Annotated in this window: 23 protein-coding genes and 2 pseudogenes; 6 read left to right on the forward strand and 19 right to left on the reverse strand. The window is 37.5% G+C overall.

Annotation, left to right across the window (positions count from 1 at the left end; translation table 11 throughout):
* Positions 1-79 precede the first annotated feature (79 nt).
* On the forward strand, positions 80-1384 hold the full coding sequence (locus QFZ87_RS17880; protein WP_309864204.1) for an Nramp family divalent metal transporter: 1305 nt from the start codon (positions 80-82) through the stop codon (positions 1382-1384).
* Between the two features lie 123 nt (positions 1385-1507).
* Here the strand turns inward: QFZ87_RS17880 and QFZ87_RS17885 are convergent, their stop codons facing one another.
* The 4 genes and pseudogenes from QFZ87_RS17885 to QFZ87_RS17900 all read right to left on the reverse strand — a co-directional run bounded on the left by QFZ87_RS17885 (position 1508) and on the right by QFZ87_RS17900 (position 5514).
* Complete coding sequence (locus QFZ87_RS17885) at positions 1508-1906, reverse strand: VOC family protein (protein WP_309864206.1); 399 nt, start codon at positions 1904-1906, stop codon at positions 1508-1510.
* 393 nt (positions 1907-2299) lie between these two features.
* Positions 2300-2428 (reverse strand): annotated as a pseudogene (locus QFZ87_RS17890) (excalibur calcium-binding domain-containing protein); the annotation flags it as partial.
* Between the two features lie 986 nt (positions 2429-3414).
* Positions 3415-4434: a DNA/RNA non-specific endonuclease gene (locus tag QFZ87_RS17895; protein ID WP_483862245.1), complete on the reverse strand. Its 1020-nt coding sequence runs from the start codon at positions 4432-4434 to the stop codon at positions 3415-3417.
* Between the two features lie 219 nt (positions 4435-4653).
* Complete coding sequence (locus tag QFZ87_RS17900) at positions 4654-5514, reverse strand: LysR family transcriptional regulator (RefSeq protein ID WP_309867962.1); 861 nt, start codon at positions 5512-5514, stop codon at positions 4654-4656.
* A gap of 122 nt (positions 5515-5636) precedes the next feature.
* Here QFZ87_RS17900 and QFZ87_RS17905 point away from each other — a divergent pair, with 122 nt between their 5' ends.
* Positions 5637-6827 carry a YbfB/YjiJ family MFS transporter gene (locus tag QFZ87_RS17905; RefSeq protein WP_309864212.1) on the forward strand — a complete coding sequence of 397 codons (1191 nt, stop codon included), beginning with the start codon at positions 5637-5639 and terminating at the stop codon, positions 6825-6827.
* Positions 6821-7900, forward strand: a complete 1080-nt coding sequence (locus QFZ87_RS17910) for an NAD(P)H-dependent flavin oxidoreductase (RefSeq protein ID WP_309864215.1) — start codon at positions 6821-6823, stop codon at positions 7898-7900. Before QFZ87_RS17905 ends, QFZ87_RS17910 begins: the two co-directional genes overlap by 7 nt.
* 133 nt (positions 7901-8033) lie before the next feature.
* Here the strand turns inward: QFZ87_RS17910 and QFZ87_RS17915 are convergent, their stop codons facing one another.
* The 3 genes from QFZ87_RS17915 to QFZ87_RS17925 all read right to left on the reverse strand — a co-directional run bounded on the left by QFZ87_RS17915 (position 8034) and on the right by QFZ87_RS17925 (position 9534).
* Positions 8034-8207: a hypothetical protein gene (locus QFZ87_RS17915; RefSeq protein ID WP_309864217.1), complete on the reverse strand. Its 174-nt coding sequence runs from the start codon at positions 8205-8207 to the stop codon at positions 8034-8036.
* A gap of 113 nt (positions 8208-8320) precedes the next feature.
* Entirely contained in the window at positions 8321-8932 is a 612-nt protein-coding gene (locus QFZ87_RS17920; RefSeq protein ID WP_309864220.1) for a Type 1 glutamine amidotransferase-like domain-containing protein, read from the reverse strand.
* Positions 8933-9153: 221 nt separating this feature from the next.
* The gene (locus QFZ87_RS17925) at positions 9154-9534 is read right to left on the reverse strand and encodes a YkvA family protein (protein ID WP_309864222.1); all 381 of its coding nucleotides are present in this window, start codon (positions 9532-9534) and stop codon (positions 9154-9156) included.
* A gap of 175 nt (positions 9535-9709) precedes the next feature.
* Here QFZ87_RS17925 and QFZ87_RS17930 point away from each other — a divergent pair, with 175 nt between their 5' ends.
* Positions 9710-10108, forward strand: coding sequence for a VOC family protein (locus QFZ87_RS17930; RefSeq protein ID WP_309864225.1), 399 nt, complete (start codon positions 9710-9712; stop codon positions 10106-10108).
* A gap of 87 nt (positions 10109-10195) precedes the next feature.
* On the opposite strand, the gene lepB is transcribed toward QFZ87_RS17930, so the two are convergent.
* A complete protein-coding gene (gene lepB / locus QFZ87_RS17935) occupies positions 10196-10741 on the reverse strand; it encodes a signal peptidase I (protein ID WP_309864228.1) in 546 nt (181 codons plus the stop codon).
* A 161-nt stretch (positions 10742-10902) separates the two neighbouring features.
* Positions 10903-11886, reverse strand: coding sequence for a hypothetical protein (locus QFZ87_RS17940; protein ID WP_309864230.1), 984 nt, complete (start codon positions 11884-11886; stop codon positions 10903-10905).
* 139 nt (positions 11887-12025) lie between these two features.
* Here QFZ87_RS17940 and QFZ87_RS17945 point away from each other — a divergent pair, with 139 nt between their 5' ends.
* Complete coding sequence (locus QFZ87_RS17945) at positions 12026-12508, forward strand: GNAT family N-acetyltransferase (protein WP_309864233.1); 483 nt, start codon at positions 12026-12028, stop codon at positions 12506-12508.
* Between the two features lie 39 nt (positions 12509-12547).
* Here the strand turns inward: QFZ87_RS17945 and QFZ87_RS17950 are convergent, their stop codons facing one another.
* The 6 genes and pseudogenes from QFZ87_RS17950 to QFZ87_RS17975 form a co-directional block, all read right to left on the reverse strand.
* On the reverse strand, positions 12548-13000 hold the full coding sequence (locus tag QFZ87_RS17950) for a hypothetical protein (RefSeq protein ID WP_309864236.1): 453 nt from the start codon (positions 12998-13000) through the stop codon (positions 12548-12550).
* Complete coding sequence (locus QFZ87_RS17955) at positions 12997-13461, reverse strand: GNAT family N-acetyltransferase (RefSeq protein WP_309864238.1); 465 nt, start codon at positions 13459-13461, stop codon at positions 12997-12999. Before QFZ87_RS17955 ends, QFZ87_RS17950 begins: the two co-directional genes overlap by 4 nt.
* Before the next feature lie 195 nt (positions 13462-13656).
* Entirely contained in the window at positions 13657-15099 is a 1443-nt protein-coding gene (ltrA, locus tag QFZ87_RS17960) for a group II intron reverse transcriptase/maturase (protein ID WP_309861704.1), read from the reverse strand.
* 674 nt (positions 15100-15773) lie between these two features.
* Positions 15774-16184, reverse strand: a complete 411-nt coding sequence (locus QFZ87_RS17965; protein ID WP_309864241.1) for a vWA domain-containing protein — start codon at positions 16182-16184, stop codon at positions 15774-15776.
* A 117-nt stretch (positions 16185-16301) separates the two neighbouring features.
* A pseudogene (locus QFZ87_RS17970) lies at positions 16302-16899 on the reverse strand (HAD family hydrolase).
* 24 nt (positions 16900-16923) lie between these two features.
* Positions 16924-17484: a sugar O-acetyltransferase gene (locus QFZ87_RS17975; RefSeq protein WP_309864243.1), complete on the reverse strand. Its 561-nt coding sequence runs from the start codon at positions 17482-17484 to the stop codon at positions 16924-16926.
* Between the two features lie 152 nt (positions 17485-17636).
* Between QFZ87_RS17975 and QFZ87_RS17980 the strand changes: the two genes are divergently transcribed.
* The gene (locus QFZ87_RS17980) at positions 17637-19292 is read left to right on the forward strand and encodes an FAD-binding dehydrogenase (protein ID WP_309864245.1); all 1656 of its coding nucleotides are present in this window, start codon (positions 17637-17639) and stop codon (positions 19290-19292) included.
* A gap of 137 nt (positions 19293-19429) precedes the next feature.
* Here QFZ87_RS17980 and QFZ87_RS17985 read toward each other — a convergent pair whose 3' ends face one another.
* The 4 genes from QFZ87_RS17985 to QFZ87_RS18000 form a co-directional block, all read right to left on the reverse strand.
* Positions 19430-22567: an SMC family ATPase gene (locus tag QFZ87_RS17985; RefSeq protein ID WP_309864246.1), complete on the reverse strand. Its 3138-nt coding sequence runs from the start codon at positions 22565-22567 to the stop codon at positions 19430-19432.
* The gene (locus QFZ87_RS17990) at positions 22564-23709 is read right to left on the reverse strand and encodes an exonuclease SbcCD subunit D (protein WP_309864248.1); all 1146 of its coding nucleotides are present in this window, start codon (positions 23707-23709) and stop codon (positions 22564-22566) included. The genes QFZ87_RS17985 and QFZ87_RS17990 overlap by 4 nt, the downstream gene beginning before the upstream one ends.
* Positions 23710-23886: 177 nt before the next feature.
* Complete coding sequence (locus QFZ87_RS17995; RefSeq protein WP_007083969.1) at positions 23887-24087, reverse strand: cold-shock protein; 201 nt, start codon at positions 24085-24087, stop codon at positions 23887-23889.
* Positions 24088-24441: 354 nt separating this feature from the next.
* Complete coding sequence (locus QFZ87_RS18000) at positions 24442-26253, reverse strand: TIGR04190 family B12-binding domain/radical SAM domain protein (protein ID WP_309864252.1); 1812 nt, start codon at positions 26251-26253, stop codon at positions 24442-24444.
* Positions 26254-26371: the final 118 nt, after the last annotated feature.

A 26371-nucleotide genomic window follows, 5' to 3' on the forward strand; every position in this document is an offset into this window, starting at 1 on the left:
CACTGATGCAACATTTGTTCATTCGCGAACAAACCTTGCATTACAGAAAAAAATCAATAAAATGAAAGGATGGTGTCTTATGAGCCAGACCGAATCACTAGCAGTTAAAGGGGCTCAAGCAGCAGAACACCGAACAGTCGCTGCCGCTAGAGATGCCATAAACGGAAAGGTTAAAGGCATACGGGCTTTACTGCCGTTCCTTGGGCCCGCCTTCATTGCCTCCATTGCTTATATTGATCCAGGGAATTTTGCTACTAACATTCAGAGCGGTGCACGCTTTGGTTATAAAATGTTATGGGTAATTGTTTTAGCCAACTTAATGGCTATGCTTTTACAAAACATGTCAGGAAAACTAGGTATTGCAACAGGTAGAAGTCTCCCTGAAATTTGCCGGGATTATATGCCAAAATGGCTTGTACTAATTATGTGGATTGTTTCAGAGTTAGCAGCAATGGCAACCGATCTTGCAGAATTTTTAGGAGCAACACTGGCCTTAAACCTTCTTGCAGGTATACCAATGTTATTTGCTACTATTATTACCGGGGTTGTTACCTATTTAATATTATTGTTAGAAAAGTATGGATTTCGCCCACTTGAAAAATTCATTGCAGCATTTGCCGTATTGATTGGGTTGTGTTACTTAGTGGAAACCGTTCTTTCCCAACCAGATCTTTCTCAAATTGCCTATCATAGTGTTGTCCCATGGCTAGGCAATAATGAAAGTATCCTGCTTGCAGTTGGAGTAATCGGTGCTACTGTTATGCCACATGCGATTTATTTACACTCCAGTTTAACTCAAGGACGGATTGTTCCTCGAAATGACTCAGAAAAAGTGAAAATCCAAAAGTTTAGTACAAAAGAGATTTTCATTGCTATGACCTTAGCTGGTTTCGTTAATTTATCGATGATGTACATGGCGGCATCTGTCTTCAATTCTTCTGGTCACAGTCAAATTGCTGACATTCAATCTGCCTATCACACACTCACTCCGTTGCTTGGCTCTGCCGCAGCTAGTGTGTTTCTCATTTCCTTACTTGCCTCAGGGATTTCAAGTTCTGTGGTTGGTACAATGGCTGGACAGGTGATTATGCAAGGGTTTGTTGGTTTTACCATACCGCTTTGGTTCCGTCGTCTGATTACCATGCTCCCAACGGTAATTATCGTGGCCATTGGGGTGGATCCAACTCGAACCCTTGTTATTAGCCAGGTTGTTCTAAGTATTGTTTTGCCTTTTCCCATTATTGCATTAATCTACTTTACCCAAAAGAAAGATCTAATGGGGGTATTAACGAATAAACGTATCACAACAGTATTAGCCACACTATTTGCCATAACTATTTTAGGGTTAAATGTATGGTTAGTCATTCAGACGTTTTTAGGCTAAATGAAAGATTTTAGTATATTTCACAACAAAAAGGCTTAAGGGAAAAACCTCTCTAAGCCTTTTTGTATTTCTTCAACTTAACCCCTTTTATTATTGTTATGAATAGGGTATTAAGTTCTTATATTATTTAGGTAGATTTAGTTGCCACGAAACTCCAAAACGGTCATTTAGCCAGCCAAACTTCTTACTGAAACCATAATCTCCTAGTGGCATAAGTGCTTGTCCACCTTCGTTCAGTTTCTGATAAAGATTGTCAAGTTCTTCTTCAGAATTACAAGTAACAAATATTGAGAACGAAGGTGTGAAGGAAAACTGATGTTTCACATTACTGTCAATGCACATAAATTCTTGACCTTTTAAAGTGAAAGTAGCCTGCATGACAGTTCCTTCATCCCCACTTTCATTTGCACCATATCGAACAATATTTGTAATTGCTGAATCCTCAATCAGAGATGTGTAATAATTCATTGCTTCTTCTGCTTTGCCATCTTGAAACATTAAAAATGGTGTGACCTTTTCCAATATAAATCTACTCCTTTTATTATCTATTTTCTAAATTATAATTTAACTTGTAGGATAATATCCATTCTATTACTAACCTCCGTAACTTGAATATAGAAAAAGCGATCCTTCGTTTATTGAAGCATCGACCCCATTAGTTAAATAAGAAAAAGGACCATATTTCCATTATACCGAAAGAAAAGTAGCTTCCTGTCAACTATTATTAGATTTCAAAAATCCTGATTTATTCCTTCTACTTTTCTAGCACTTACGATTCAATTCTTCATTGGAAATATCAATTAATCATTCTGTTTAAGAATTATTAAGGAATACAAAAAATAATTCCATCTCATTATTTGAGATGGGATCATTCATAATTCAATACCTTAGAAAGGTCTACTAAGCGCTAATACACTATCTTTCACAAGCAAAATTATCGTTATCTCTATCCATTTTATGTTGATAGGCTGGATGATCTGAAGGTACGCCATTAGGATATTTCTTTCTTAGTTCAGTACAATTGGCAAAGAACTCTGACCCTCCACTTGAAGCTGCTTTGGCTTCTGCTTCTGCCTTTGCTTTGGCTTCAGCTTCTGCCTTCGCTTTGGCTTCTGCTTCTGCCTTTGCTTTGGCTTCTGCTTCTGCCTTCGCTTTGGCTTCTGCTTCTGCCTTCGCTTTGGCTTCTGCTTCTGCCTTCGCTTTGGCTTCTGCCTTCGCTTTGGCTTCTGTTTCTGCCTTCGCTTTGGCTTCTGCTTCTGCCTTCGTTTTGGCTTCTGCTTCTGCCTTTGCTTTGGCTTCTGCCTTTGCCTCAGAACTCTTTTCCTCATTCTTATCCTCTGCTTTTAAGGTTTTCGAACTTTCAGATGAACAAGCAACTAAACTAAAAATTAATAATAAAGCAAATAAACCTACTATATACTTTTTCAATTCAATAACCCCCATAATATTTTTCTATACTTATAACAATATCATATATTGTAATATTTTTACTTATTTCAGAAAAATTCAGTTATAATTTTTAGCAGTCAGTTCTTCAAGGAAAGTCCCTTTAGTTGAATAAATAATGTACTTGCAAAAACAGATTGCTTAATTAAATTCTACATAATTAATATTAATGTTGACTAGTTTATTTAAAATAAGTACGCATAATAATGCGTATGTTAGTTTCTCCGCTACCTTAAGGTAGCGCTGCTAACAGTAAGTTTAGCCCCCCAAAAATTGACTTACTAATGATACGTTCTATAATGTCAAACGATTGTAATTTATTCTATTATCTGGCCCTTAACAATAAACAAAGAGACAATTTTACTATAAGATTGCCACCTCCTTAAATTGGATAGCTAAAATATCACCAAATCTTAAATTTGATTAAACATTCTTTAATAAAACTGCCATTTACTTCAATAAGAAAAAGCATTACCGTTGTTCCAGTAATGCCCCCTTTAGGTTAAGTACATTTGATCACAATACACTTTGTTGTTTTAAATAATAAAGGACGCTCCATAATCGCATGGGAATGATAACCCCATTTATTCACCTACTAAGCCATCACCATCTCGATCATCCATATATTTATAAAGCCATGAATCTCTCGTAATTGGCATTTTAAAGCCAGCAGCTTTGGCTTCAGCGATTGTAACTTTTCCATTATGATTGGTATCCACCTTACTAACATCTTCATTACTACTTACCGTTTCGTTTGCTGGAACATTGTCTGTTTTCGGTGGCGTATTGCTCGTACCTGTCGTATTCCCTAAATTCTTGTTCACTTCATCTGGGTTTACATTGTCAAATTCATCTGTAATGGGTCTGCCTTGAATTTTGTATGTGAATTTATAATGGTTAGGAATTTGCGTCTGAGTGTTTGGATATTGAATGACTGCTACAAAATCAGTACAACCTCCTGCATCTCGAATCACCTTTTCCATATAAGCTTGGTCGCCATGCCTATTGAGAATGCTGTTTTGAGGTGTAATGTTATATGCGTTAGATACTCCCCCAAGCGAGTCAGCAATCACATGCCCTTGATCTAATTCTGGACTCTCTGTACCTGGAACCTTTGCTTCATCAGCATAGTATCTCCCAGACGATAAAACATGTTCAGTATTCGGATTTTGGAGTGTTATATTTTTCGCCTCGACACGAATTAACTGACCGTATTCATTTGTATACGCCCAATATTCCCGTTCTCCAAATCCGACATCGACTTTGACATTCGGCTGTCTATATCCTGACATATCCCCGCCGTTTACTACAATTAGGGTATATTTGCTGTAATCAAATCCGTCCGTTGTACCTGTTGCCTTTATAGTGCTAGATGCAGGAACACTTTTGTTGGAGTCACTATCACTGGTTGGTTTATCTGTGTCAATGGCAGATGTACTCTTATTGGCTTCAACAGTCTTAGAAGCCGTGCTCGTTGGGGATTGTACTTTTTTTGACGAAGTATGTTCAGTGATTTTTCCGCAACCCACAAATACAGATATTAAAATCACAGTAAATAAAATCAAAAATATTCTTTTGTTCACACTTCTGCACACCTTTCTCATGTTTCTACCATAGACACTTAGATTATAACAATAACACATTTTGATCTTTTGTTGGAAAATATCTATGTTTGGTATTGAATCCTTATTCAACTAAACTGCCGTTAATTCAACAAGAAAAAAATGACCGCCGCAGCGATCACCATCCTTAACAAAAGCACCCATTAGTTTAAGTACATCTCTTCACAATATTTCTGAACGAGATTACCCCTAACCTCTCATTTAATCACTTAATATATTTATAAATTTTGATAATGATGAAGGTACATACTTATCTTTTCTATAAATGAATATTGTTTTGACTTTTCCAAATGGATTTGGAAGTGAATGCTGTCTAAGAGTTCCTTCTTGTATTTGTTTTGCTACAACGCTTAGTGGAAGCATACTTATACCTAGACCAGCAGATACACACCCAATGATTCCATCTAGGGTTCCAAATTCCATTATCTTTTTAGGTATCACCCTCTCTGTGCGAAACCATTGTTCAAGCCTTTCTCGATAAGAACATCCAGTACGAAATACAAGCAATGTCCCTTTTTGAATATCTTTGATAGTAGATATAGGGGGATGAATTGTATCTGTAACGAGTACCAATTCCTCGTCAAAGACTTCCTTTTGAATGAGTTCAGAGTTTTCAATCGGTCCAGCAACAAATGCTCCGTCGAGTTCATACTGAAGCACACCTAGAATATTCTCTTCCGTAGAACCTGTTTTTAGGGTTAAGTCAACGTCGGGATAGTCTTTAAGGTACTTTGAAAATATGGCTGGTAAACGAACTGCGGCAGTTGTTTCCATAGAACCAATAATTAAAGGACCTTTTGGTGTTTGAACATCATTCATCACGTTTTTCGTTTCTTCTATAAGATGAAAAATTTTTTCCGTGTATGTTAACAACATGCTTCCTTTGGCTGTCAAAACAGTCCCACGATTATGTCTATAAAATAAGGTTGTTTGAAGTTCCGTTTCTAATTGCTGTATTTTCATCGTGATATTAGATTGTGCATATTGAAGTTCTCTTGCTGCCTGTGAAATACTCCCCAGCTTTGCAACAGTCTGGAAAACTTTTAATGTTTGCAAATCCATCAAAATCCTCACCTCTTTTTTGCCATCTGATTAACTGATAGCAAATATCAATATTATGTATTATTCAATATACCAGATAAGAGATATGATTTAAATATAATCATTTTATTGGAGGTTTTTATTTGAAGAAGCAATCTTTTCTTTTTTTAATAGGGGGAATATTGTCACTAATCATTGCTATGGGGATTGGAAGATTTGCATATACTCCCATTCTTCCACTTATGCAAAAAGAACTATCTTTTTCGAATACAGTTGCTGGATATATAGCATCAAGTAATTACGCTGGATATTTGCTTGGAGCAATTTTAGCAGGAGCGGTACCTTTGAAGAAGTATCGAGTGATTATCTTAAAAATAAGTCTAATAATCAGTATATTAACCACTGCCATAATGGGTCTAACATACTCTCATTCCGTTTGGTATGCACTTCGATTTCTATCTGGGGTTTCCAGTGCTTATGTGCTGGTCCTAGCCTCTGGTATCGTGTTAGATAAACTTGCTACTTTAAACAAAACAAGTTGGTCTGGTTTATTTTATGGAGGGGTAGGTTTGGGAATCTGTTTATCCAGTCTTTTTATTCCGAGTTTAAACCATTTATATCAGTGGGAAGGTACATGGATTGGATTAGCTGTTGTCAGTGCAATCCTATCTATCTTCGTATGGATATGGGTAGATGAAGCTCCCAACATTGCTGAGTTAAAAAATAAAGAAGATAATTTTGCAGTTGTCCCCCCAACTAAATGGCTCCTTTGGTTGATTATTGCCTATGGTTTAGAAGGATTGGGTTACATTGTTACAGGAACATTTATCGTATCTATAGCTGAAAAGACCCCATCCTTTCATAATGATGCAACCTTAGTTTGGATGATGGTAGGTTTGGCTGCTATTCCATCCTGTCTCATCTGGTCTATACTAGCAAAAAAATGGGGCTTCGTTAAATCCTTAGTTCTTGCAATGGCACTACAATCCTTGGGAATGGCGATGCCAGCCTTTTGGATTTCGAAAACTAGTTTTATCATAAGTGCTTTGTTATTTGGAGCAACGTTTATGGGTATCACTACACTTGCTACAACATTGGGACGACAAATAAATCCATCAAATAGCAGTCGAACTATTGGCATTCTAACCGCTATATATGCTATTGGGCAGTTGATAGGACCCATCATTTCTGGAGTCATATCATCATTCACTCATAATTTTAATACTGCTTTAATTGGAGCATCTAGTGCCGTTTTAATTGGGGCAGCCCTGCTTGTAAATGGAATTCAATTTGAGAGGAAATCTTACGCAAAAGATGAGGGATATACATGTTAAATAATGAAATTACAGAAATATTAAAAATAAAATATCCAATTTTACAGGCTCCAATGGCAGGTGAAGTAACAACTTCTGAATTAGTGTCTGAGGTTTCAAATAGTGGTGGTCTAGGTATGATTGGAGCAGGTTATATGAACCCTATTCAAATTAGAAATCAAATAAGGGAGTTAAAGACCCTAACATCAAATCCTTTTGGTATAAATCTTTTTGTACCCAATGAGTTTGATGTTATATATGATGACATTAAATCAGCTAATCAGTTATTAAACCCTATTCGTGAGCAACTGAATTTGCCTCAAAAAGATAGCTTTGAAATTCCTGAATTTAATAATGTCTATGAAACATTTATTGAACAAATTAAGGTGGTAATTGAAGAAAATGTTCCAGTTTGTTCTTTTACATTTGGCATTCCATCTGAAAAAGTGATATCTGAGTTAAAAAAATCTGACATTATTCTAATGGGAACAGCAACTAATGTTAGAGAAGCAGTTGAAAATGAGAAAGCAGGAATGGATATTGTCGTTGTTCAAGGCAGTGAAGCTGGTGGACATCGAGGGAACTTTATCGATGATTATAAAGTGAGTTTAGTTGGTTCAATGTCATTAATTCCGCAGGTCGTTGACAATGTAAGTATTCCAGTAATAGCTGCTGGAGGCATTATGGATGGAAGAGGGTTGATGGCTTCTATCTGCTTAGGTGCAAAGGGTGTACAAATGGGGACAGCTTTCTTGACTTGTATTGAAAGTGGAGCACATAAAGTTCATAAAGATGCTATAATGAATGTCACAGAGGAAGATACAGTATTAACTCGTTCATTTTCAGGTAAATGGGCAAGAGGAATTACAAATAATTTTATTTTGGATATGCAGAGCAACGAATGGTATTTACCAGACTTCCCCGTTCAAAATACATTAACCCAGGATATTAGAAAAGTCGCCGCCTCAAAGAATAATAAAGAATTTATGTCACTATGGTCTGGTCAAAGTACAAGATTAGCTAAACAACAAGCTGTAAAAATATTAATCAAAAATATAATGTCAGAAGCAGAAAAAATAAAAATAAATATGTGATTAAGGAGCAAAATTGCTCCTTTTTAGTTTCATTTTTAATTAACCTGCCCCGTTAGCACAATAAGGAATTTAGCAAAAAAGGCGGTTAATCCTTCCTGGATCAACGCACCCTAGTCAAATAAAAATCCAAGTTTTAACGATTATTCAGTGCTACATAAATGCTACCTAATCGATCTTCGATTTCTTGGAGATATAAAGTTTCTTTAGAGGAGTTCCGAGCAATAACAGATAAACTAACCGCTATAATAACAAAACTCGCAACCTTTATGTATTCTAGTAGGTCTTTTTTCATATGTGACACCCCCATATTTGTCTCTTTTTAGCTAATTCAACAAGTACGTTAATAAATCCTTCTATCATTAACCTGCTTACGTTACTTAAAGAAGAAAATACCTTACGTCTTATTGAAGCAAAGCATCTTTACTTTACAAGTAGATATTCATCATCCTTAAGCCTTGCAATTGGATAATTAGTCAAACTTTCAAAAACTTTTAACCTGTCTTCAATTGACCTACTTAGTGGATCTGGAAACAAATCTTCTCTATCGTAATGTGGAAAAATTATTTTATTGGTTAAACCTATCGCTGATAGATCATTTATTTGTACATTGTTCATCTGGGGAGTAAAAAGCCTTACCACTTCTATGTTTTGTCCAAAAATCATTGCACCAGCACTTACTCCTACAAAAATAACACCTTGTTTAGCTAATTTCTTTATTATTAAGTCGGCTCCACTTTTCTTTAAGTGATATAACAAATAAAAGGGATTTCCTCCGTTAATATAGATTACATCATATTTTCGAAGAATATCAGGTTGGTCGAACTCTATATCGGTAAAATCAATCAGATTAAACCCCATTTCAATCAAATCTTCTTTCGCCTTAATCGCAAATTTATTGTCTTGTTTTTGTTGTGATGCCGTGGTAATAACTGTTGCCTTTTTATTCTCTAATTGATCGTCGATAAGTTGTAAAAATTGTTGTTTAATTTGATCAGTAAAGAACCCGTTTGACGTTAATAAAATCCTAAACATTTTTATCCCAACCTCTTTAATTTCATTCCACTATTTATTCAAGATAAGAATAAAATTTACCTGCTTGATAACAATTGCTTCTTCAACTATCCGTTACTTCAACAAGGAAAAGGGCTGAACATCAACCCCAACCTTAAACTAACGCACCCGTACGTCCTACCCTGGCTACTGATATAATAGATTCTATTAAAAAAAGGTTAACCAGTAAAAACTGGTTAACCTTATAACAAGCGATAAATTTTTATAATAGCCCATATTATTATTAAACCCCAAATCAATACTATTATTGAACCGATTATCCAATTCTTCGGCTTACCGTTTTTCATCATTTCTTCGGCCTTAACTTCACAGTCAGATATTACACTCTTTGGTATCATCCTTAACGCAATCATTATCCCTAATGGAACGAGAATTACATCATCTAAATAGCCCAGAATAGGTATAAAATCAGGAATTAGGTCAATTGGACTGAAGGCATACGCTACAACACAAGCCGTAAATACTTTAGCATACCAAGGTACTCTTTCATCTTTACAAGCAAAGTAAAGAATAAATATCTGTCTTTTTAAATTCCTCGCCCAATTTTTAACCTTTTTCAACATTTTATTCTCCTCTTAGCAGTTAAGATTTTATTTCTATTATAACAATTCTTATTGAACTAAACGTTTTACTTCATTAAGAAAAAAAGAACCGCAGCATTTACGGTCCTTCTTAAACACTTGTAATTTTTTGCTGAATAAGAAAAAGGATAATTATTTACATATATAGAATATTACAATGATACCAAAAGAAGGAGATGACTATTTTATGAGTAATCAAGTTTGTGTTATAGGTATTTATGTACCAGATATCAGTAAAGCAATTGACTTTTATACCAATACTTTAGGATTTGAAGTTTATAAGCAGTATGGTCCTAAAATAGTATCACTGGTTCACGGAGAGTTACCAATCGTTTTAGAGGAAAACGAAAACGCTATTTATAATCAAGATAATAAAATTTCCGGAGTTGCTTTAGGTCTACGAACTGAAGATATATTTAAAACAGTTCAATTGCTAAAAGAAAAAGAAGTGAAATTTATTGTAGATGAACCAACTGATTGTCCTCCAGGAAAATTCGTTAGTTTTAGAGACCCCTTTGGAAATGTCTTAGAATACATCCAATTTACAAATTTTTAGCAAGTAAAAACCTATCAAAACATTTGATAGGCTTTTAAAATTTCTCTTAGTTATAGAGACCCGTCCAACTATATGCATAAGCAGCAATTAGTTATTTACGATTTTAATTTCTTTTAGCGGATAAAAAACAACATTTGTTGTCCCTATTACCTTTTCCATTGGTATCGCTCCAATAACACGGCTGTCTTTGCTTTTCCTTCTGTTATCTCCCATTACAAACAAACAATCTTTAGGGACAGTATTGCTACCTACTGCGGTTTCATTTAAAGTGAAAGAGCCTGTTAATGTTCCTCCATTTAGTGTTTTCTTGTATTTTTCTAAATAAGGTTCGTTATATGCCTTACCATTTATATATAAAATATCATTCTTATACTCAATGCTATCACCTGGGAGTCCAATTACACGTTTTATGTAATCCGTACCGTCTGGGGCGTGAAACACAACAATATCAAATCTTTTCGGTTCCCCAATTTTAGTTACAACCATACGGTCCTTGTCCTGGAGAGTGGGGTTCATTGATTTACCGTCAACAACAATGGGGGTAAAGAAAAAAGAGCGAATAATAAATGCTATAACAAGAGCACCCAATATTGATTTAACCCATTCAAACGTTTCACTTTTCTTCTTTGTCATTACTCATCCTCCCTTAATATTCATCTGAATTCATATCCTCATTTTACCATATTTGTTTGGGGATATATTATTTTTCTTAAGCTATCCTACCCGTGGTGTCTTTATTTTGTTTTTTCACTTAGGCTATGTGACACTTGGGTGTTGATATCCGTTCCATATTTTTAAATTACCCCATCTACCCTTGCTCCGATTTTCTCTAATTGCATAGTATGCTCGTCATATAAGTTCCGTGCCCATTTCTGAATCAAGGATGGTGTCATCGTTTTCCATTTTTCGAGTTCTTCTGTCTTGTCTTGACCAAAAGCTAGTCTGGTTAATTTTTCCATTAACACATAAGATGAATACGGATGGGGAAACCTTGCATCATTTTTTCCCTCATAGAAGAATTTCTTTAGTAATCTAAAAGACTTTGGCTCGTAAATTAGCTCTATAAGTTTTGCCCTGTATTCTAAATCCTTAGGTTTCAAGTTAGGGAAACGTGTATAATCACTTAAATGCTGGGCCTCATGTTTTAAATAGCTAACTTGGAACTCGGTACCGTCCAGATTTATTTTATTTTTCTTCGGTCGATCATTTACAAAATAAAGTCCTTCAGGCTTTGCCCAACCACCTGCACGTTTTTCCCCAAAGGTCGAAAAATGTATCCAGCTTTGAAGTAGAAAATCCGATAAAAAATACACGGTTATCTCTTCCGTATGGTATGGAAGTTCAACCTTAAATTCTTTCTTTTCCATCGTCTTCCATATAAAAGGACCTCTAAAAGGGCCAGTTAAACCACCTAAGAAGTGATAACCTTTATTTTTAAATATCACCTCTAATTGACCTTCTATCTGATCAAGATCCATATCAGAAGGGTTATCAGGAATACATGATGCAAGTGATTGTGCTAGTTGGATTTCTGCTTCTGATGTATTCTGTTTTGTTAAAACTGCAATAAAGTATTGATAGTAAGCTAGTAATACTTTTCTAATCCAAGAATCGTTGGATTTAATTTGAAAGAATGGTTTTTCTGTAAAGAATCTACGATGATACTTCAATTCTAGTGCTTGGGTTTTTTTGTTCTTATTCTTTATTGAGCGAAGGTATTCATAGGCTGCTGGAACATCTCCTTGCAGACAATATGCATAAAACTTTGATTCGTCCATCTTGTTCTCCTCTTATTCTAGAATATCGATATTGTTTATATTAGATTCTCACATGTAAAATTCCTTTTTTGCATATAAAGGAAAATAAGGAGGCAATGTCAAATGTAGTAATACGAGATATAAAATGTTGGAGGATATAATGATTGAATTAGTAAGAGTTTCGAAGGAAGATGAGAATACATTACATAACTTAATGCAATTCTACATCTATGAATTTACACAGTATATTTCGACTATCACACTTGAGGAGAACGGGCTTTACAAGCCTTTTGATTTAGCCCCCTACTGGAGCAGCCCCAACCTTCACCCTTTTTTCATAAAAAAAGAAAATGAACTTATTGGTTTTGCTTTAGTTGAAAGTGCTAGTGAAACTGAACCTAACACTATTCTCGAATTTTTTATCATTCGAAAATATAATGGTCAAGGCTTTGGAAAACTAGCTGCAACCAAACTTTTTAACATGTTTTCTGGAAAGTGGCACATTACGCAAATTGAAAAAAACTATCCAGCTCAAGCGTTCTGGAGAAACATAATTTCTACATATACTAACGGTAACTACAGCGAAAGATATGATGAGAAACGCCGTTCAATCCAAGAATTTGAGATTAATATTGACAAATAAAACAGTGGAGGCTGTCTCAAAAAGGCAGCCTCCACTGTTTTATTTAATCGTCTGTAAATCCTTTACTAACATCTCTTTTGAATTCTCATCTACAATTTGTTGTACATATTCTAATGCAGTTGAATACGCCTTTTTAGAAGCATCCGTCTGACCTAATAAAGCGTATGCTCTACATAAGGCTTCATACGCATATCCAATATAAAAAGGTTCAATATTATGTTCTAAACTTACTTCAAGGCACCGATTACCGTAGTAAACCGCTCTTTCACCTAATCGAACAGTGGAATACACTCTAGATAATTGCCAATATCCAATCGATAGATTTTTTGCCGTATGATCCTCCACCTGAGACCAATGCCAAAGGGATGAATGCGCGAGATGAATCATCTTCTCTTCCTCTTCCTTTGTTCTTTCAGCCAAATCCAGCAGGTCCCACACCATATTAAAACAATTCACCGCTAATTGCTTATGGGATAACGCTGTTGTTGTCATGCTTCTTCCACCTTTCTTTTTTCAAAATTACTAATATATAATCCTGGTACTACTTCAAAGTCACTTACGAATGTGAATCCATTTTTCAGATATAAATTCTTGGCTGGGGGATTATCTTTACCCGTTGATACTTTATAAACGGACAGTTGAGAATTCCAGCTCTCTACTTCACTCAACAATTTCTGTGCAATTCCTTTTCTAAAATGGGCAGGATGAACAATCATTCGGCAAATCGTCAACTCGTCCCCTTCCACTGTATAGGATATGGCTCCTGCGAGTGTTTTTTCTTCGAAATAACCGAGGAAAGTTTCCTTACATTCAATTAATTCCTCCAAAGACTCTTTTAGTGGTGGTATTTCGAAAAAATTAATTAACTCAGCTTCAATCAGGTAGGATGCCCTCTGAAGCTCCAACAATTCCTTTGCTAGATTCCTATTTTGTAAATCAATCACTTTTATCATGAATTATTTTCCTTTACTTAAATAAATTAATCATTCATTTTTTCCACACTGTGTCTAGAATTGTTCATTTTCATGTATTCGCTTTGTTTTACAATCTATCCTTCTTTTTTTCAAATAAAGTAGGGAAACCTCTCACGAGGCTTCCCCCTTATCAAACCGCACGTGCCCTATTAAGGCATACGGCTTACCAACATGTTACATTGAATACCTTGTTTTACCCTGTGCACAGTTAATCATTTGGACTCTTTTGGCTGTGAAGTAAACCTCTCCACGTTCTTTGGCTCTTTGTAGTTTTCTTTTATATTTCTTTTCTTGTTTTACCTTCATGTACTGAATGTAGTCCTCAATGGTATGTCCATATTGCTTTCCATAATAATATTGAAATGCTGGAACTAATCCAATCCTCGCAAAGAACTCTATTCCCCATTTTGTTTTCATCTTATGCCCTTTGTTTTGACTTGGATGGTCATGTATCATTGCTACTCTTAGTCTTCTTCTTATATAGCTATCTATGGCTAATAAGTTATCTCTGAAAACGTTGAAGAAACATGAAAATTCTCTTCCATACTTTTTATTCTCGTTTATCGCATTCCAAAGTGTTAAAAAGTAATTTACTTTTCCCCGTATTACTTGATTCACACGTTCAACCCACATTTCTTTGCTAAAAGTTAGGGATTTCATTGTTTTATCCTTTATCTTTTGGCGAAAGTCTTTCCATGTAGAATCCTTTGGTTTAGCTATGTAGTATGGTTTTCCATCTCTCTTCCTTTTCCTCCAGTGCTCAAAAGTGAATCCAAGGAAATCAAAATCATCATGGTTAAAATCGACGATTTTCGTTTTCTCGATGGAGATCTCAAGCCCTAATTCAGCTAGCTTTTGTTTTGTTATTGATTCTGCACGCACAATTTCCTCTTTTGTTTTGGCAAATAAGAGGAAATCATCGGCATATCTGACGAAGTGAATTCCATGGGTTTCAAGTTCCCAATCAAGTTCATTTAGAAAGAGATTCGCAAGTAATGGTGAAATCACACCCCCTTGCGGGGTTCCTGAGTCTACTTTGTGATACTTTCCTTCTTCCATGTAGCCCGCTTTAAGCCATTTCCAAATTAGATCGAGTATAGTTCCATCAGCTATATATTTATTAAGTATCTTCATTAACTTTTTATGAGGAATATTGTCAAAGAATCCCTTAATATCACAATCGTAAATATAATTGTAACCACTCTCGATATTCCAAGTAATGATTTGCATTACTCTTTTAGCTCCAAGATTTGGACGATAGCCGCATGACCATTTATGGAAAATGAGTTCTTCACATTTAGGTTCAAGTACATTAACCACAGCTTGCTGAACGATACGGTCTTCAATATTTGGTATCCCCAGTGGACGAAGTTTTCCGTTCTTTTTGGGAATATATTTTCTTCGTACTGGTGACGGGGTGTACTCTTTAAGTCTTAATTTCTGGAGTAACTGCTTGAGATTCTTTTCTTCGTTACTTGCGTAACTTGTGACTGTTTCTCCATCTATACCTCCAGCCCCATTATTGCTCTTAACCTTTTCCCAAGCTGTTTTTAGCTTTCTATCGAAGAGAATTTGTCCATATACACTGTGCCATTTGAACTTTAGTTCTTGATTCAATGCTTATTCCACACCTTTCATTGTGCACTTCCAGTACGTTTTTACCGAGGTAACGTATACTGTTATCATTACACACTTTTATAAATGTAGAGCCACGAGGTCGCTCCCCCTTCCGTTCAGATTACGTTTGGTCGCAATCTTACTTCCGTACTATGAGGGCGTCTGACTTCTCCACTTGTATTGATAACTTCGGATTTCCCTTATATATCAACACCTAAAGTTAAAGTGGAGACCTCACGGGGTCATCGCACTTTCCTTCTGAACATACCCAGCACCATCACTTGATAAGCCCTCCTTAGTCGACTGGTTCTTTGGCTAAGAAGCTTTAAAGTTCGGGCTTCCCGTTATTTTCGCACGGTCGCCGACTTATCCTGCCGTATGTGCTTCACGCTTTCGCATTTGGGTCTGCTCATCCGACTACGGGTCTCTCGATTTACCGCATCTCCTTCAAACACTACCTCACAGTAATGCCCTAGATTAGTCTTCGTAGGTTCTACCAGTATGCCTACGGGAGGACTTACACCTCCGAGAGAATAAACCTTCCAGGATTCGGGGTCTGTTATTACCGAAGTAACATAACCCAACCTTTAACAGTAAATTCATGCTTGTATTAAGCAAAGGTACGACTGCCCGTCGCACAAAAATATCCCCCACTAAGTGAGGGATTGATATTCTTATGCGACTTTAATTGCTTTTCCAAATGGTACTCTCGGTAGGAATTGCCCTGGTACAAGCCAAAATAATTCAAAATCCACTGTTTCCATGTCCTCTGAAAAAAAGCCGGTTACATCCGTAATATAAAACAGTGTGTCTATCTTTTCTTCTTTTGCCCACTCAAGCACTAATGTATAGGAAGATTTCCCGTGTGTATAAAAAGTAAGGGTTTCACTTTTTACTGGGGAAATATCTCGGATCTTAAAATCTGCTTGAACCAAGAGCGTGTCTGGCTTAACGGTTTCAAACAGCTTTACTATGTTATTAATAAGGATAACAGGTGCTTCATTAGTGGATGTATCTACTGCTAAAGCCACTTTTTTGTCCTGTCGTTGCTGTATCATAGAAAGAATCGTTTTGTGCCATTTCAAACTCCATCATCCCCTTTGTTTGAATGAGTGAACTATCTTATTTTGGTTTATAGGGAAATGGTTTATGATTGGATAATAGCGGGAAAATAACGGCTCGTTTTTTTGGACAAACTAGTCTCAGATACAATTAAGCGAGCGGATAATCGGAGGAATTTCCTCCAATCCTTGAATAGTAAAATCTGAATCAACATGGTTCCACTGTGCATCTTTTTTCCAAATTCCTACCATACCAATTGCGCGGGCTGCACGGATATCGTTATCAGGATGATCACCCACGTATATGCTTTCATTTGGCTGAACTCCAAGTGAACCCAAGGCTCTCTTGAATATTTCAGGATTCGGTTTTTTAGTACCTTCCCATTCTGACACGAGGATCGTCTGAAAGTATGTATCAATCCCTAAAGCCTTAATATTATCCATTTGGAACTTTCCTAATCCATTTGTAATCAATCCTAAAGAAATTGACCGACTCTTTAGTTCCTCCAACATTTCTGTAACATATGGAAAGGAGACACAATGGTACTTGTTGGTAGACTTTATCCTTCCAAACATACCCACGGCATTCTAATTCAGTAAACCTGGATATGTACTGTTTCTTTTGAATATGTCCAAGCCAATTGTTTAGTCTTTCATATTGATTCAAGAGAAATTTTTGTACAGAAGCATCGCGATTCAGCAAAGTGCCATCTAGATCAAATAGTGCAGCTTTTATCATCACGAAGCCTCCTCCACTTTTTTCTTAGCAATCAATTTCTTTAATTATTTTTGCGGGATTTCCACCAACGACAACGTTATCGGGTACATCTTTTGTAACCACTGCCCCGGATGCAATGACGACATTATTTCCTATTGTTATTCCTGGATTAATGACCGCTCGTCCCCCTATCCATACATTGTCCCCTATTGTGACTGGCTTGCCATATTCTATACCAGATATTCTTTCGTAAGGATTAATTGGATGGGTAGCCGTATATATATGTACTCCTGGAGCAATAAAACAATGATCACCGATGCGTATCTCACAAACATCTAAAAATACGCAATCAAAGTTTGCATAAAAATTCTCACCAACATGAAGATTGTATCCATAGTCACACCGTAAAGTAGGTTCAATATATATATTGTCCCCTGTTGTTCCAAAAAGTTCTTTAAGTAATTCGGTTCGTTTATCAACCTCTGTTTCTAGTGTTTGATTGTATAATCGAGTCAATCTTCGTGCATTTTCTCTACCTTTTACTAGTTCAGAGTCTGCTGGGTTATACATTTCTCCGTTTACCATTTTTTCCTTTTCAGTTATCATTAGTAAACTCCCATTCATTTGGTTTTTTTGATACCTTAATCATATCAAATAATTATTAACAATTTTATCTAGATAAAAGATATTGATTTTTCAGAAAACAATATTTACCATTAACATATAAACGTGTTGTTATCGACGGGGAGGAAAATCATTTGAAATTTGACGTGATTGTGGTTGGAGCCGGCCTTGCAGGATTAGTTACTACTGCAGAACTGGCTGATGCAGGAAAGAAGGTACTGCTATTAGATCAAGAACCTGAAGCGTCTCTCGGAGGACAGGCTTGGTGGTCTTTTGGAGGGTTATTTCTTGTGGATTCACCCGAACAAAGACGAATGGGAATCAAGGATTCCCGTGACTTGGCCTGGCAAGACTGGCTAGGATCCGCTGGTTTCGATCGAGAAGAGGATGAAGATTATTGGGGAAAAAAATGGGCGGAAGCTTATGTGGATTTCGCTGCTGGTGAAAAACGCGAGTGGTTGACTGGAATGGGTATTCGTTTTTTCCCAGTGGTTGGCTGGGCAGAACGTGGAGGCTACACAGCCGAAGGACATGGTAATTCAGTACCAAGGTTTCATATTGTCTGGGGTACTGGTCCTGGCCTTGTTAAACCATTTGAGGAGAGAGTCAGAAAAGCAATGGAAAAGGGACTTGTCACTTATCGTCCTCGCCATCGTGTGAATGAATTATTAAAGGAAAATGGAGCGGTTTCCGGGGTCCGTGGTGACGTCCTTGTGCCAAGTAATGCTGCCCGAGGGGAAGCAAGTTCCCGTGAAGTCATTGGCGATTTTGAATTTCTTAGTTCAGCCGTTGTAGTAACCAGCGGCGGGATTGGCGGAAATCACGAGTTGATTAGGAAAAATTGGCCTACACGGCTTGGAGCAGTACCAAAGAATATGATTTCAGGTGTACCAGAACACGTGGATGGAAGGATGCTTGGTATTACGGAGAAAGCTGGTGGACGCATCGTTAATCGCGACAGAATGTGGCACTATACCGAGGGCATAAAAAACTGGGACCCTGTCTGGCCTATGCATGGAATCCGAATCCTTCCTGGTCCTTCCTCACTTTGGCTTGATGCGAACGGAAATCGATTCCCTGCACCGAATTTCCCGGGTTTTGATACATTAGGAACTCTTGAAGCGATTATGAAAACAGGATACGATTATTCTTGGTTTATTTTAACTCAGAAAATCATTGAAAAAGAGTTTGCTTTATCTGGCTCCGAGCAAAATCCAGATTTAACAGGAAAGAGTATAAAGAAAGTGTTGGCGCGTGTACTTCCAGGCCCGACTGCGCCTGTAAAAGCATTCATGGATAAGGGCGAGGACTTTGTCATTGCTAATACCCTTCCTGAACTTGTGGAAGGAATGAATAAGCTTACTGATAATCCATTACTTAAGCTCGATCACATCGAGAGGCAAATTTTAGCGAGAGATCGTGAAATAGAAAATAAGTTTACGAAGGATCTTCAAATTACTGCGATGCGCGGGGCCAGGAATTATTTAGGGGATAAATTGATCAGGGTTGCTCCCCCACATAAAATTCTTGATCCAAAAATGGGACCATTGATTGCTGTCCGATTAAACATTGTGAGCCGAAAAACGTTGGGCGGCCTTCAAACGGATTTGTCTGGTCGAGTTCTGGATGCCTCTGGTAATCCTGTGCCAGGTCTGTATGCAGCAGGCGAGGTTTCCGGATTTGGTGGCGGGGGAATTCATGGCTACCGATCATTAGAAGGAACGTTCGTCGGAGGCTGTCTGTTTACAGGAAGGCAAGCAGGCCGGGCATTGGCTAAAGAGTTGGGTTAATAAGAGAAAAAAGCAGTGGAACCTAGTTTGGTTCACTGCTTTTTTAGTGGTTTTATTTGTGATGCTGCTTAATGGATGTTCTTATCGACAAACGTGGGATGTTTTTGCTTGTTACTCCCTCAAATCTCAAATGTCCCCTAATTAATAAACACAAACTCCGTCCTACTACCAGTCTGGCCAGCAATAACCTCCAGCCTAACATCAATTCGTTCCTTGAGTTCCGGTACGTGCGAAATAATCCCGACTAACCGGCCGCTGCTCTGAATATCCATTAACGCTTCAATCGCTTGATCTAATGACTCAGGATCAAGCGTACCAAACCCTTCATCAATAAACATCGTCTCTAATGACACACCGCCCGCATAATTTTGAACCACATCCGCAAGCCCTAGTGCTAGCGACAAGGAAGCCTTGAAGCTCTCGCCCCCAGATAATGTTTTAACATGACGTTCCTGGCCAGTATACTGATCGAACACAAGCAGTTCCAAACCACTTTGTGCATTCCCTTTCGCTCGGTCCGTTTTTCTGAGCAACTCGAAACGACCTGACGTCATTTTTCTTAAGCGAACATTCGCTTCACGCAAAATATCATCTAAGAAAGCTGCAAGCACATAGCGCTCAAAGGTAATTCGGAAATTATTTTGCCCTTTGGCAATCTCGTACAGATGACCAATTAGCTTATACCTTTCCTCAAGAACCTTCATCTGTTCATTCAAGCTTACTACCCTGTTGTATATTTCTTCATTATCACGCTTTTTAACAAATAAATCCGTACGTTGCTGGTTTAGCTCTTCCAGTTCGCTAGTTCGTTTTGCAAGCTCCAGCTTTAATCCCTCAACATCAGGCGTTTTCACATCTGATAATAGTTCTGTCAGCTCGTTCAAACGATCAGTAACCGAACGAAACTCTTCTCGATAAGCACGGATTTGCCCCTCTAATCTGCGAATTTCATCCTCAGATTGTTTCGAAGAATGATACACACCATAGTTTTCAAACCCTTGCTCAGATAACTTTTCTTTAAAGATTTCCCGTTCTGTAAGAAGCTCCTGTTGCTTGCTAGAGAAGTGACCCTCGGCATCCTGCAACCTAGCTGATTCATTCGAGCGCTTTTCTTTCACTCCCTGTAAGCGTTGTTGAGATTCCTCTAACTGTTTCAATAGAATCTCATAGCGGTTACGTGAAGCAGAGAGTGTTTTTTCATATTCAACTTCTGAACGAAGATTCTCTGGTATGAGCTTCATCATTCTTGTCAAATTCGTTTTCTTTTCTGTAAAATCAACAGTTACTTCGTTCACCTTTGCCACTAACTGTTGAATAGCAAGCTGCAACTCACCTTTTTCCGTTTCATGCTTTTCAATGACACTCTTTATATGGTCCAGCTGTTGTATCTGTTCAGCAAGTTTGCTTTGAGTCTGGACAAGTTGATTTTTCGCAGTGGTCGTTTCCATTTTTACATGTAATAAATCCTCTTCTGAAAAATCAGCTCGGTAGGAACGTATTTCTTGAAGAATTTCCTGAACTGCATCCTTCTGTGTTTTTTCAGCGGATTGACTTTGGTAAAAATTTGCTTCATCCAATGATTTTTCTCTTTCCCATTTAGCCGCCTGTTCCTTTGCAGCTTTCAGATCTTCCTCGGTCGGAATAGCGTCTTCATGCTGTAGAGCAGGAGTCGGGTGATGCTCAGAACCGCAAACAGGACATGCCTCACCTGTTTGAAGCTTTGCAGCTAAAATCGCTGCCTGCCCATGCATCCATTTCGTTTCTAGTTCATCAACAAGAGCTCTGGCGTCAGTAAATTTGGCAACCGTATTTTCATAACGACCAGTACTGGTCCTTAAAGCCTGTTCAGCCTTTTTGTAGCGTCCAAGTAAGGTCTCATATTTATCGAATCGTTCAAGCTCAGCCTTGAGCTTTTCCATTTTGCTTTCATTTTCTAAGTAGCTAAGCTTTCCTTTTTCTATCTCTTCCCTGTCTTTGTTAAGGGAAGTAATATGCTCAAGCAATTGTTCAAGTGCTTGGTCGGATTTTCTCAATTTTTCTTGAGCTACTTTTAACTCAGCATCCTTTTGTGATGTCTCTTTAAGCAAGGCAGCAAATGAATAGACATCCTCTTTCATATTTACTAAGTGATTGACTTCATTGAGGGCTGTTTGTCGTTCACTCTCTCGCGCAAGTTCCATTTGGAGCTTCTGCTCATACTGCTGCATTAATTGATCAAGCTTTTCCATTTCCGCTTTTATAGTATCAACATTAATTTGAAGCTGATCTACTTCCCTTTTTAACCGGTGACAAAGCTCTTCTTGTTTTGCTAAAAGAGCGGCTTTTTGTGCTCGTTGGACCTGCACTTCTTTTTCGGCAAATAACGCTTCTTGTGCAACAAGAAGTTCTTTTTGCTCTTTTAAATCTTCTTTAGTTTGTAGCTGTTTTAATATCGCTTCCGCTTCAAAAAGCTGTTCCTTCAGTTTATCTTGTTCGAGACCCTTAACTTTAAACTGGCTATTCAGTTCTTCTAGCCTTTCACCTATTCCAGAGATTTCTTCCTTTAAGAGCGGTAAAATAATCGTATCATTTACACTATTTGCCTCTATATATTCCCGCAGCTCCTCATTTGTCACTGCTTGGATGCGCCGAATCGCCTCGTTTCGTGCCTGCACTTGATCCTCTACTGCTTTTTTAAGATCCGTTGCTTCAATTTTCAGCTTCTCTTCAACCATTTTATATAACTGGGTATGGAATAAGCGCTGAAGGATTATTTCTTTATCTTTACTGTCTGAAGTCAGTAGTTTTCGGAATTCACCCTGTGGGATCATCAGAATTTGCCTGAATTGATTAGCATCAATCAGCATAATTTCTTTAATTTTCTCTTCCACATCATTGATCTTTGATGCCAGCAGCTTTTTCTCGCCATTTTCATCCCACCCATATAGTTCGGCTTTTGCACCTAGCTGTGTAAATCCTTCTCCCTTGTCCTTTTTCTTTAACTGTTGTGGGGACCTGGTTATCGAATAAACTTTATTCCGTAGAGAAAAATCGAGAGAAACCTCCGTTAAATGTTCATCGCTGGCAAATTGACTACGAAGTTCTGGACCATTCCGATCTTCCCCACTGGCTTTTCCATAGATTGCATAACTAATCGCATCAAAAATGGTCGTTTTTCCGGCACCTGTTTTTCCAGAAATCACAAACATGGTTCGATTGCCTAAATGGGAAAAGTCTATTTCTTCCCTGCCCGCGTAAGGACCAAATGCCTGCATGGTCAGTTTTAATGGTTTCATTTGATTCCCTCCTCACGCAGTACTTTTTCGATAATCTCTGCCATAACCGCTTTTTTATCACTAGTAAAATCAGACGTAGTTATCTCAGAGTAAAATTGTTCAAATAACTCAAGCTCTGACTTTTTCTCGCTTCGGATTGCGCTGAACGACTGCTTTTTTTTCAAATCAGTTATGTCTATTTTTCTTTCAAGATGTAGAACATTAGGGTACACTTGGCGCAATTTATTGATCGGGTCTATTAGTGCCCCTTCGTCAAGTAGAGTAACTTTCAAATAATCATGGACCAGTTCTTTTTCATAAAAATGGGGGTCGAGCAATTGTTCCAAATGGCCTTCTAGCTCACGCATATCGTGCCTTGGTGTAAGCGAGCGGTAACGATGGGTAAAATTCCCCTTCTCATCCATTTCGATGATTGAGATGGACTTTCTCTGTTTGGCTTCTGAAAAAGAATATTTTAATAGGGAACCCGAATATTTCACTTTACTGTGGTTGATGGCATCAGGACTGTGCAAATGGCCTAGAGCTGTATAAGAGAATGGTTCGAACAATTCAGCACCCACACACCCAGAACCACCAACAGATAATACTCGCTCGGAATCAGAGGTTTGCCCCCCCAGGACAAAGGCATGTCCTACCAAAACGTTCGGTTCATTTGGATTTAATGATTCTTCCATTTTGCCGATAAGTGCTTTCATGGCCTCTTGATGGGAGTGGATCGTCTCGTCTTCAAGAAGCTGGCGGACAACCCCCGGCTCTGCATAAGGAACAAGATAGAAGTTCACTCCATTAATGTGTACAGGCTTAAAGCTGTTTGTTAATTTACCAGACAAATAGAATTGGCTGTGTTTATACCAAGAGCTGCCGAACGACAGACGCTCTGCACTGTCGTGGTTACCAGCAATTGCAACCACAGGCGTCTTCAACTCTACATTAATCTTAAAAAGAATCTCATCCAGTAACTCTACTGCATCCGTCGGAGGCACGGATCGGTCATATAAATCTCCTGCAATGACAACCGCATCTGGCTTCTCTTCGGCTACAATAGCCACAAATTGTTCCAATGCCTCGCGTTGATTTTCTGTCATATATACACCGTGAACTAATTTGCCCAAATGCCAATCCGCGGTATGGATAAATTTCATCTGAATCACCCCAATTTTCATTTAATTGCACATTTACGAATACTACCATTATAGCAAAATACCAATAACAATGAGGCTGGAAATCATTATCGAAGTGGGTAAATTAAGGAGTTTAAAAGAGGAATGAAAAACAGCCCGGAACAATGTCCGGGCTGTTATAGTTTGTTTTAGTTAGAATTACTTCTTAGTTACGTTTGCAGCTTGTGGTCCACGAGCTCCTTCAACAACTTCGAAAGAAACTTCTTGACCTTCTTCTAAAGTTTTGAAACCTTCTGTTTGGATTGCAGAATAGTGAACGAATACGTCGTTTCCATCTTCTGCTTCGATGAATCCAAAACCTTTTTCTGAGTTAAACCATTTTACTTTACCGTTTTTCATGTGAAAAAATCCTCCTATTGGCTAACAAAAGCCATGTGTAAAATTCACCAAATTACAACGTGATAGCTTTACTTATTTTTCTCATCCAAACATCGGTTAAAACTTTGAATAAGCTAGTAATTTATAAATCTAATCTCGTGCAACGGCTGATTAAAATTTACCATGAGATTAGCTCAACTGTCAATGAAGGAGATGGCGACACAAACCTCCACAATTCTACATTTCTAGCGGGTTTCTCGTCAAATTTCATAGGTTAAAGGACCCTTTTAGCGTGTCTACTTTCGAACAATCTGTCACTTTTTGTAGGAAAATAATAGTTTATTTTTAGCATTAAAATATTTAACTCAAATTCTATTACTTTTCAATGCTACTATTTTGAGACTCACCTGTAAAAACAATATTTCTGTCGATTTTTCCTACCCTGCACTTTACACCTTTAATGATATCCTTCACTAATAATTCCAGGCCGATGTAGGTTAAGGAAGGGAAATCAGCAAACAGCTTTTTCACCTCCCACTTTAGTTCATTTTTTCCACAGATGCTGTGACGATTGATTTGGTCTACTTCTTCTTTAATTTTCTCCATTTCCTGCTTTTGTTTTGATTTGGGCAGAAGAATGATCCTATCCAAGCGCTGGAGGAATTCCAATGATTTATCTATTTTAACAGCTACCTCATCATGGACATCTTTTGTAATCAGGTTGTTTTTATATTTAAAGTCATTTAGCTTTAAAGCCGAATCATAGGTGGCTCTGACGATTTCCGCTCTTGTCATACTGTTTGTTTCATAACTCAGCATATTTTTCCACGAAGGCTGTCTCATTGCCTCCCGGAAGTCTTCGAGCTTATGACAGAATTTCTTATACCCATACTTTTCTGGATGTTCAAAAGCAGGACTTCCAGGATCAAGAAAGGGTGAGAGCGGAGCAACAAAATATGAAATACGTTGATTTCCGTCACATTTTTTGTGAATTTTTTCACAAAAATCTACATTTCTCATTGCACTTTCATAATCTTGATTCGGTATCCCCGTCATAAAGAATAAATCAATTTTGGCACAATTGTGTTTTAAGGCCCCTTGAAGCATTTCAATGACCTTTTCATTTGAACATGGAAGCTTCCCATTATACTTTCGAATATCCTCGTCTGCTGATTCAAGTGTTAATTCAATACTGTATTTTGGAATGGATTTATGGAGTTGTTTAAAGAACTCTTCGTCCGCAAAATTAAATAATTCGAACACAATTTCATTCTTCACTTTCATTTTTTCTAACCCGGCAAGGAATTCCTCAACGTACTCTTTTCCTCCCTGCCTAATATCATTTAACAGGAAAATGGGAGCACGTGTAAATCGTTGAATAAATACTATGTCCTCAAGCATTTTTTTAGGCGATCTCATCACCAGTTTTTTTCGATTACAGTTTAGCTCATAGGCATCCTTCGAGCCACCGCAAATCAAACAATTATAGGTACATCCTTTTGACGTTAAGATGGCTGTATTCGGATACTGTAGCCACCCTTTATAAGGCAATGGATCAAGTAGATTAAAATATTTAAATACGGACCGAATGATGTATCGATAGCCTGGAAAATCGAATTCATCTAAACTATCAGGAACATAGGTCATATCGTTATAGTGATAGTCTGTTCCCTTTTTCCATGTAAGATTAGGAATATTAAAAAAACTGTCCGTTTCCTTTCCCTCTAGTTTATTTAGGAGCAATAGAATTAATTTTTCCGTTGTATCGCCGCGCAAAACAAAATCAATAAACGGATATTGGATGAGTTCTTTGTGAAAATAAGTACTGGAAAGTCCGCCGAACATGACTGGGGTATCTGGGTGGTATTTTTTGATGATTTTTGCAAGTTCTATACTTCCATGAGCATGTGGAAGCCAATGGAGGTCAATGCCAAAAGCCTTTGTTTTTATTTTCCTGATTTTCTTTTCTACATCAAACTTAGGGTTTAATAACATACGATTGGCGATATTAATGATTTTTACTTTTAGTCCATACCGCTCAAGAAAATCTCCGATGCTTGTTAAGCCTATCGGGTACATCTCAAATACGGGAGAAGAAGGAACGACATCGCTAATTGGACCTGTAAATAGCATCTCCTTTCGAAAATCATATACCGTTGGGGGATGCAGCAATACCAAGTCATACATCTTTGAATCACCTTCCTAAAATGACTTTATTTGGCTACATCTTAATAGTAATCTTATTTTTGTAAAAAACAGGTATAAATTATTACAAAATAGAGATTTTTTCCATAAAAAAACCGAA

The sequence above is a fragment of the Bacillus sp. SLBN-46 genome (assembly GCF_031453555.1).
GTDB lineage: Bacteria > Bacillota > Bacilli > Bacillales > Cytobacillaceae > Neobacillus.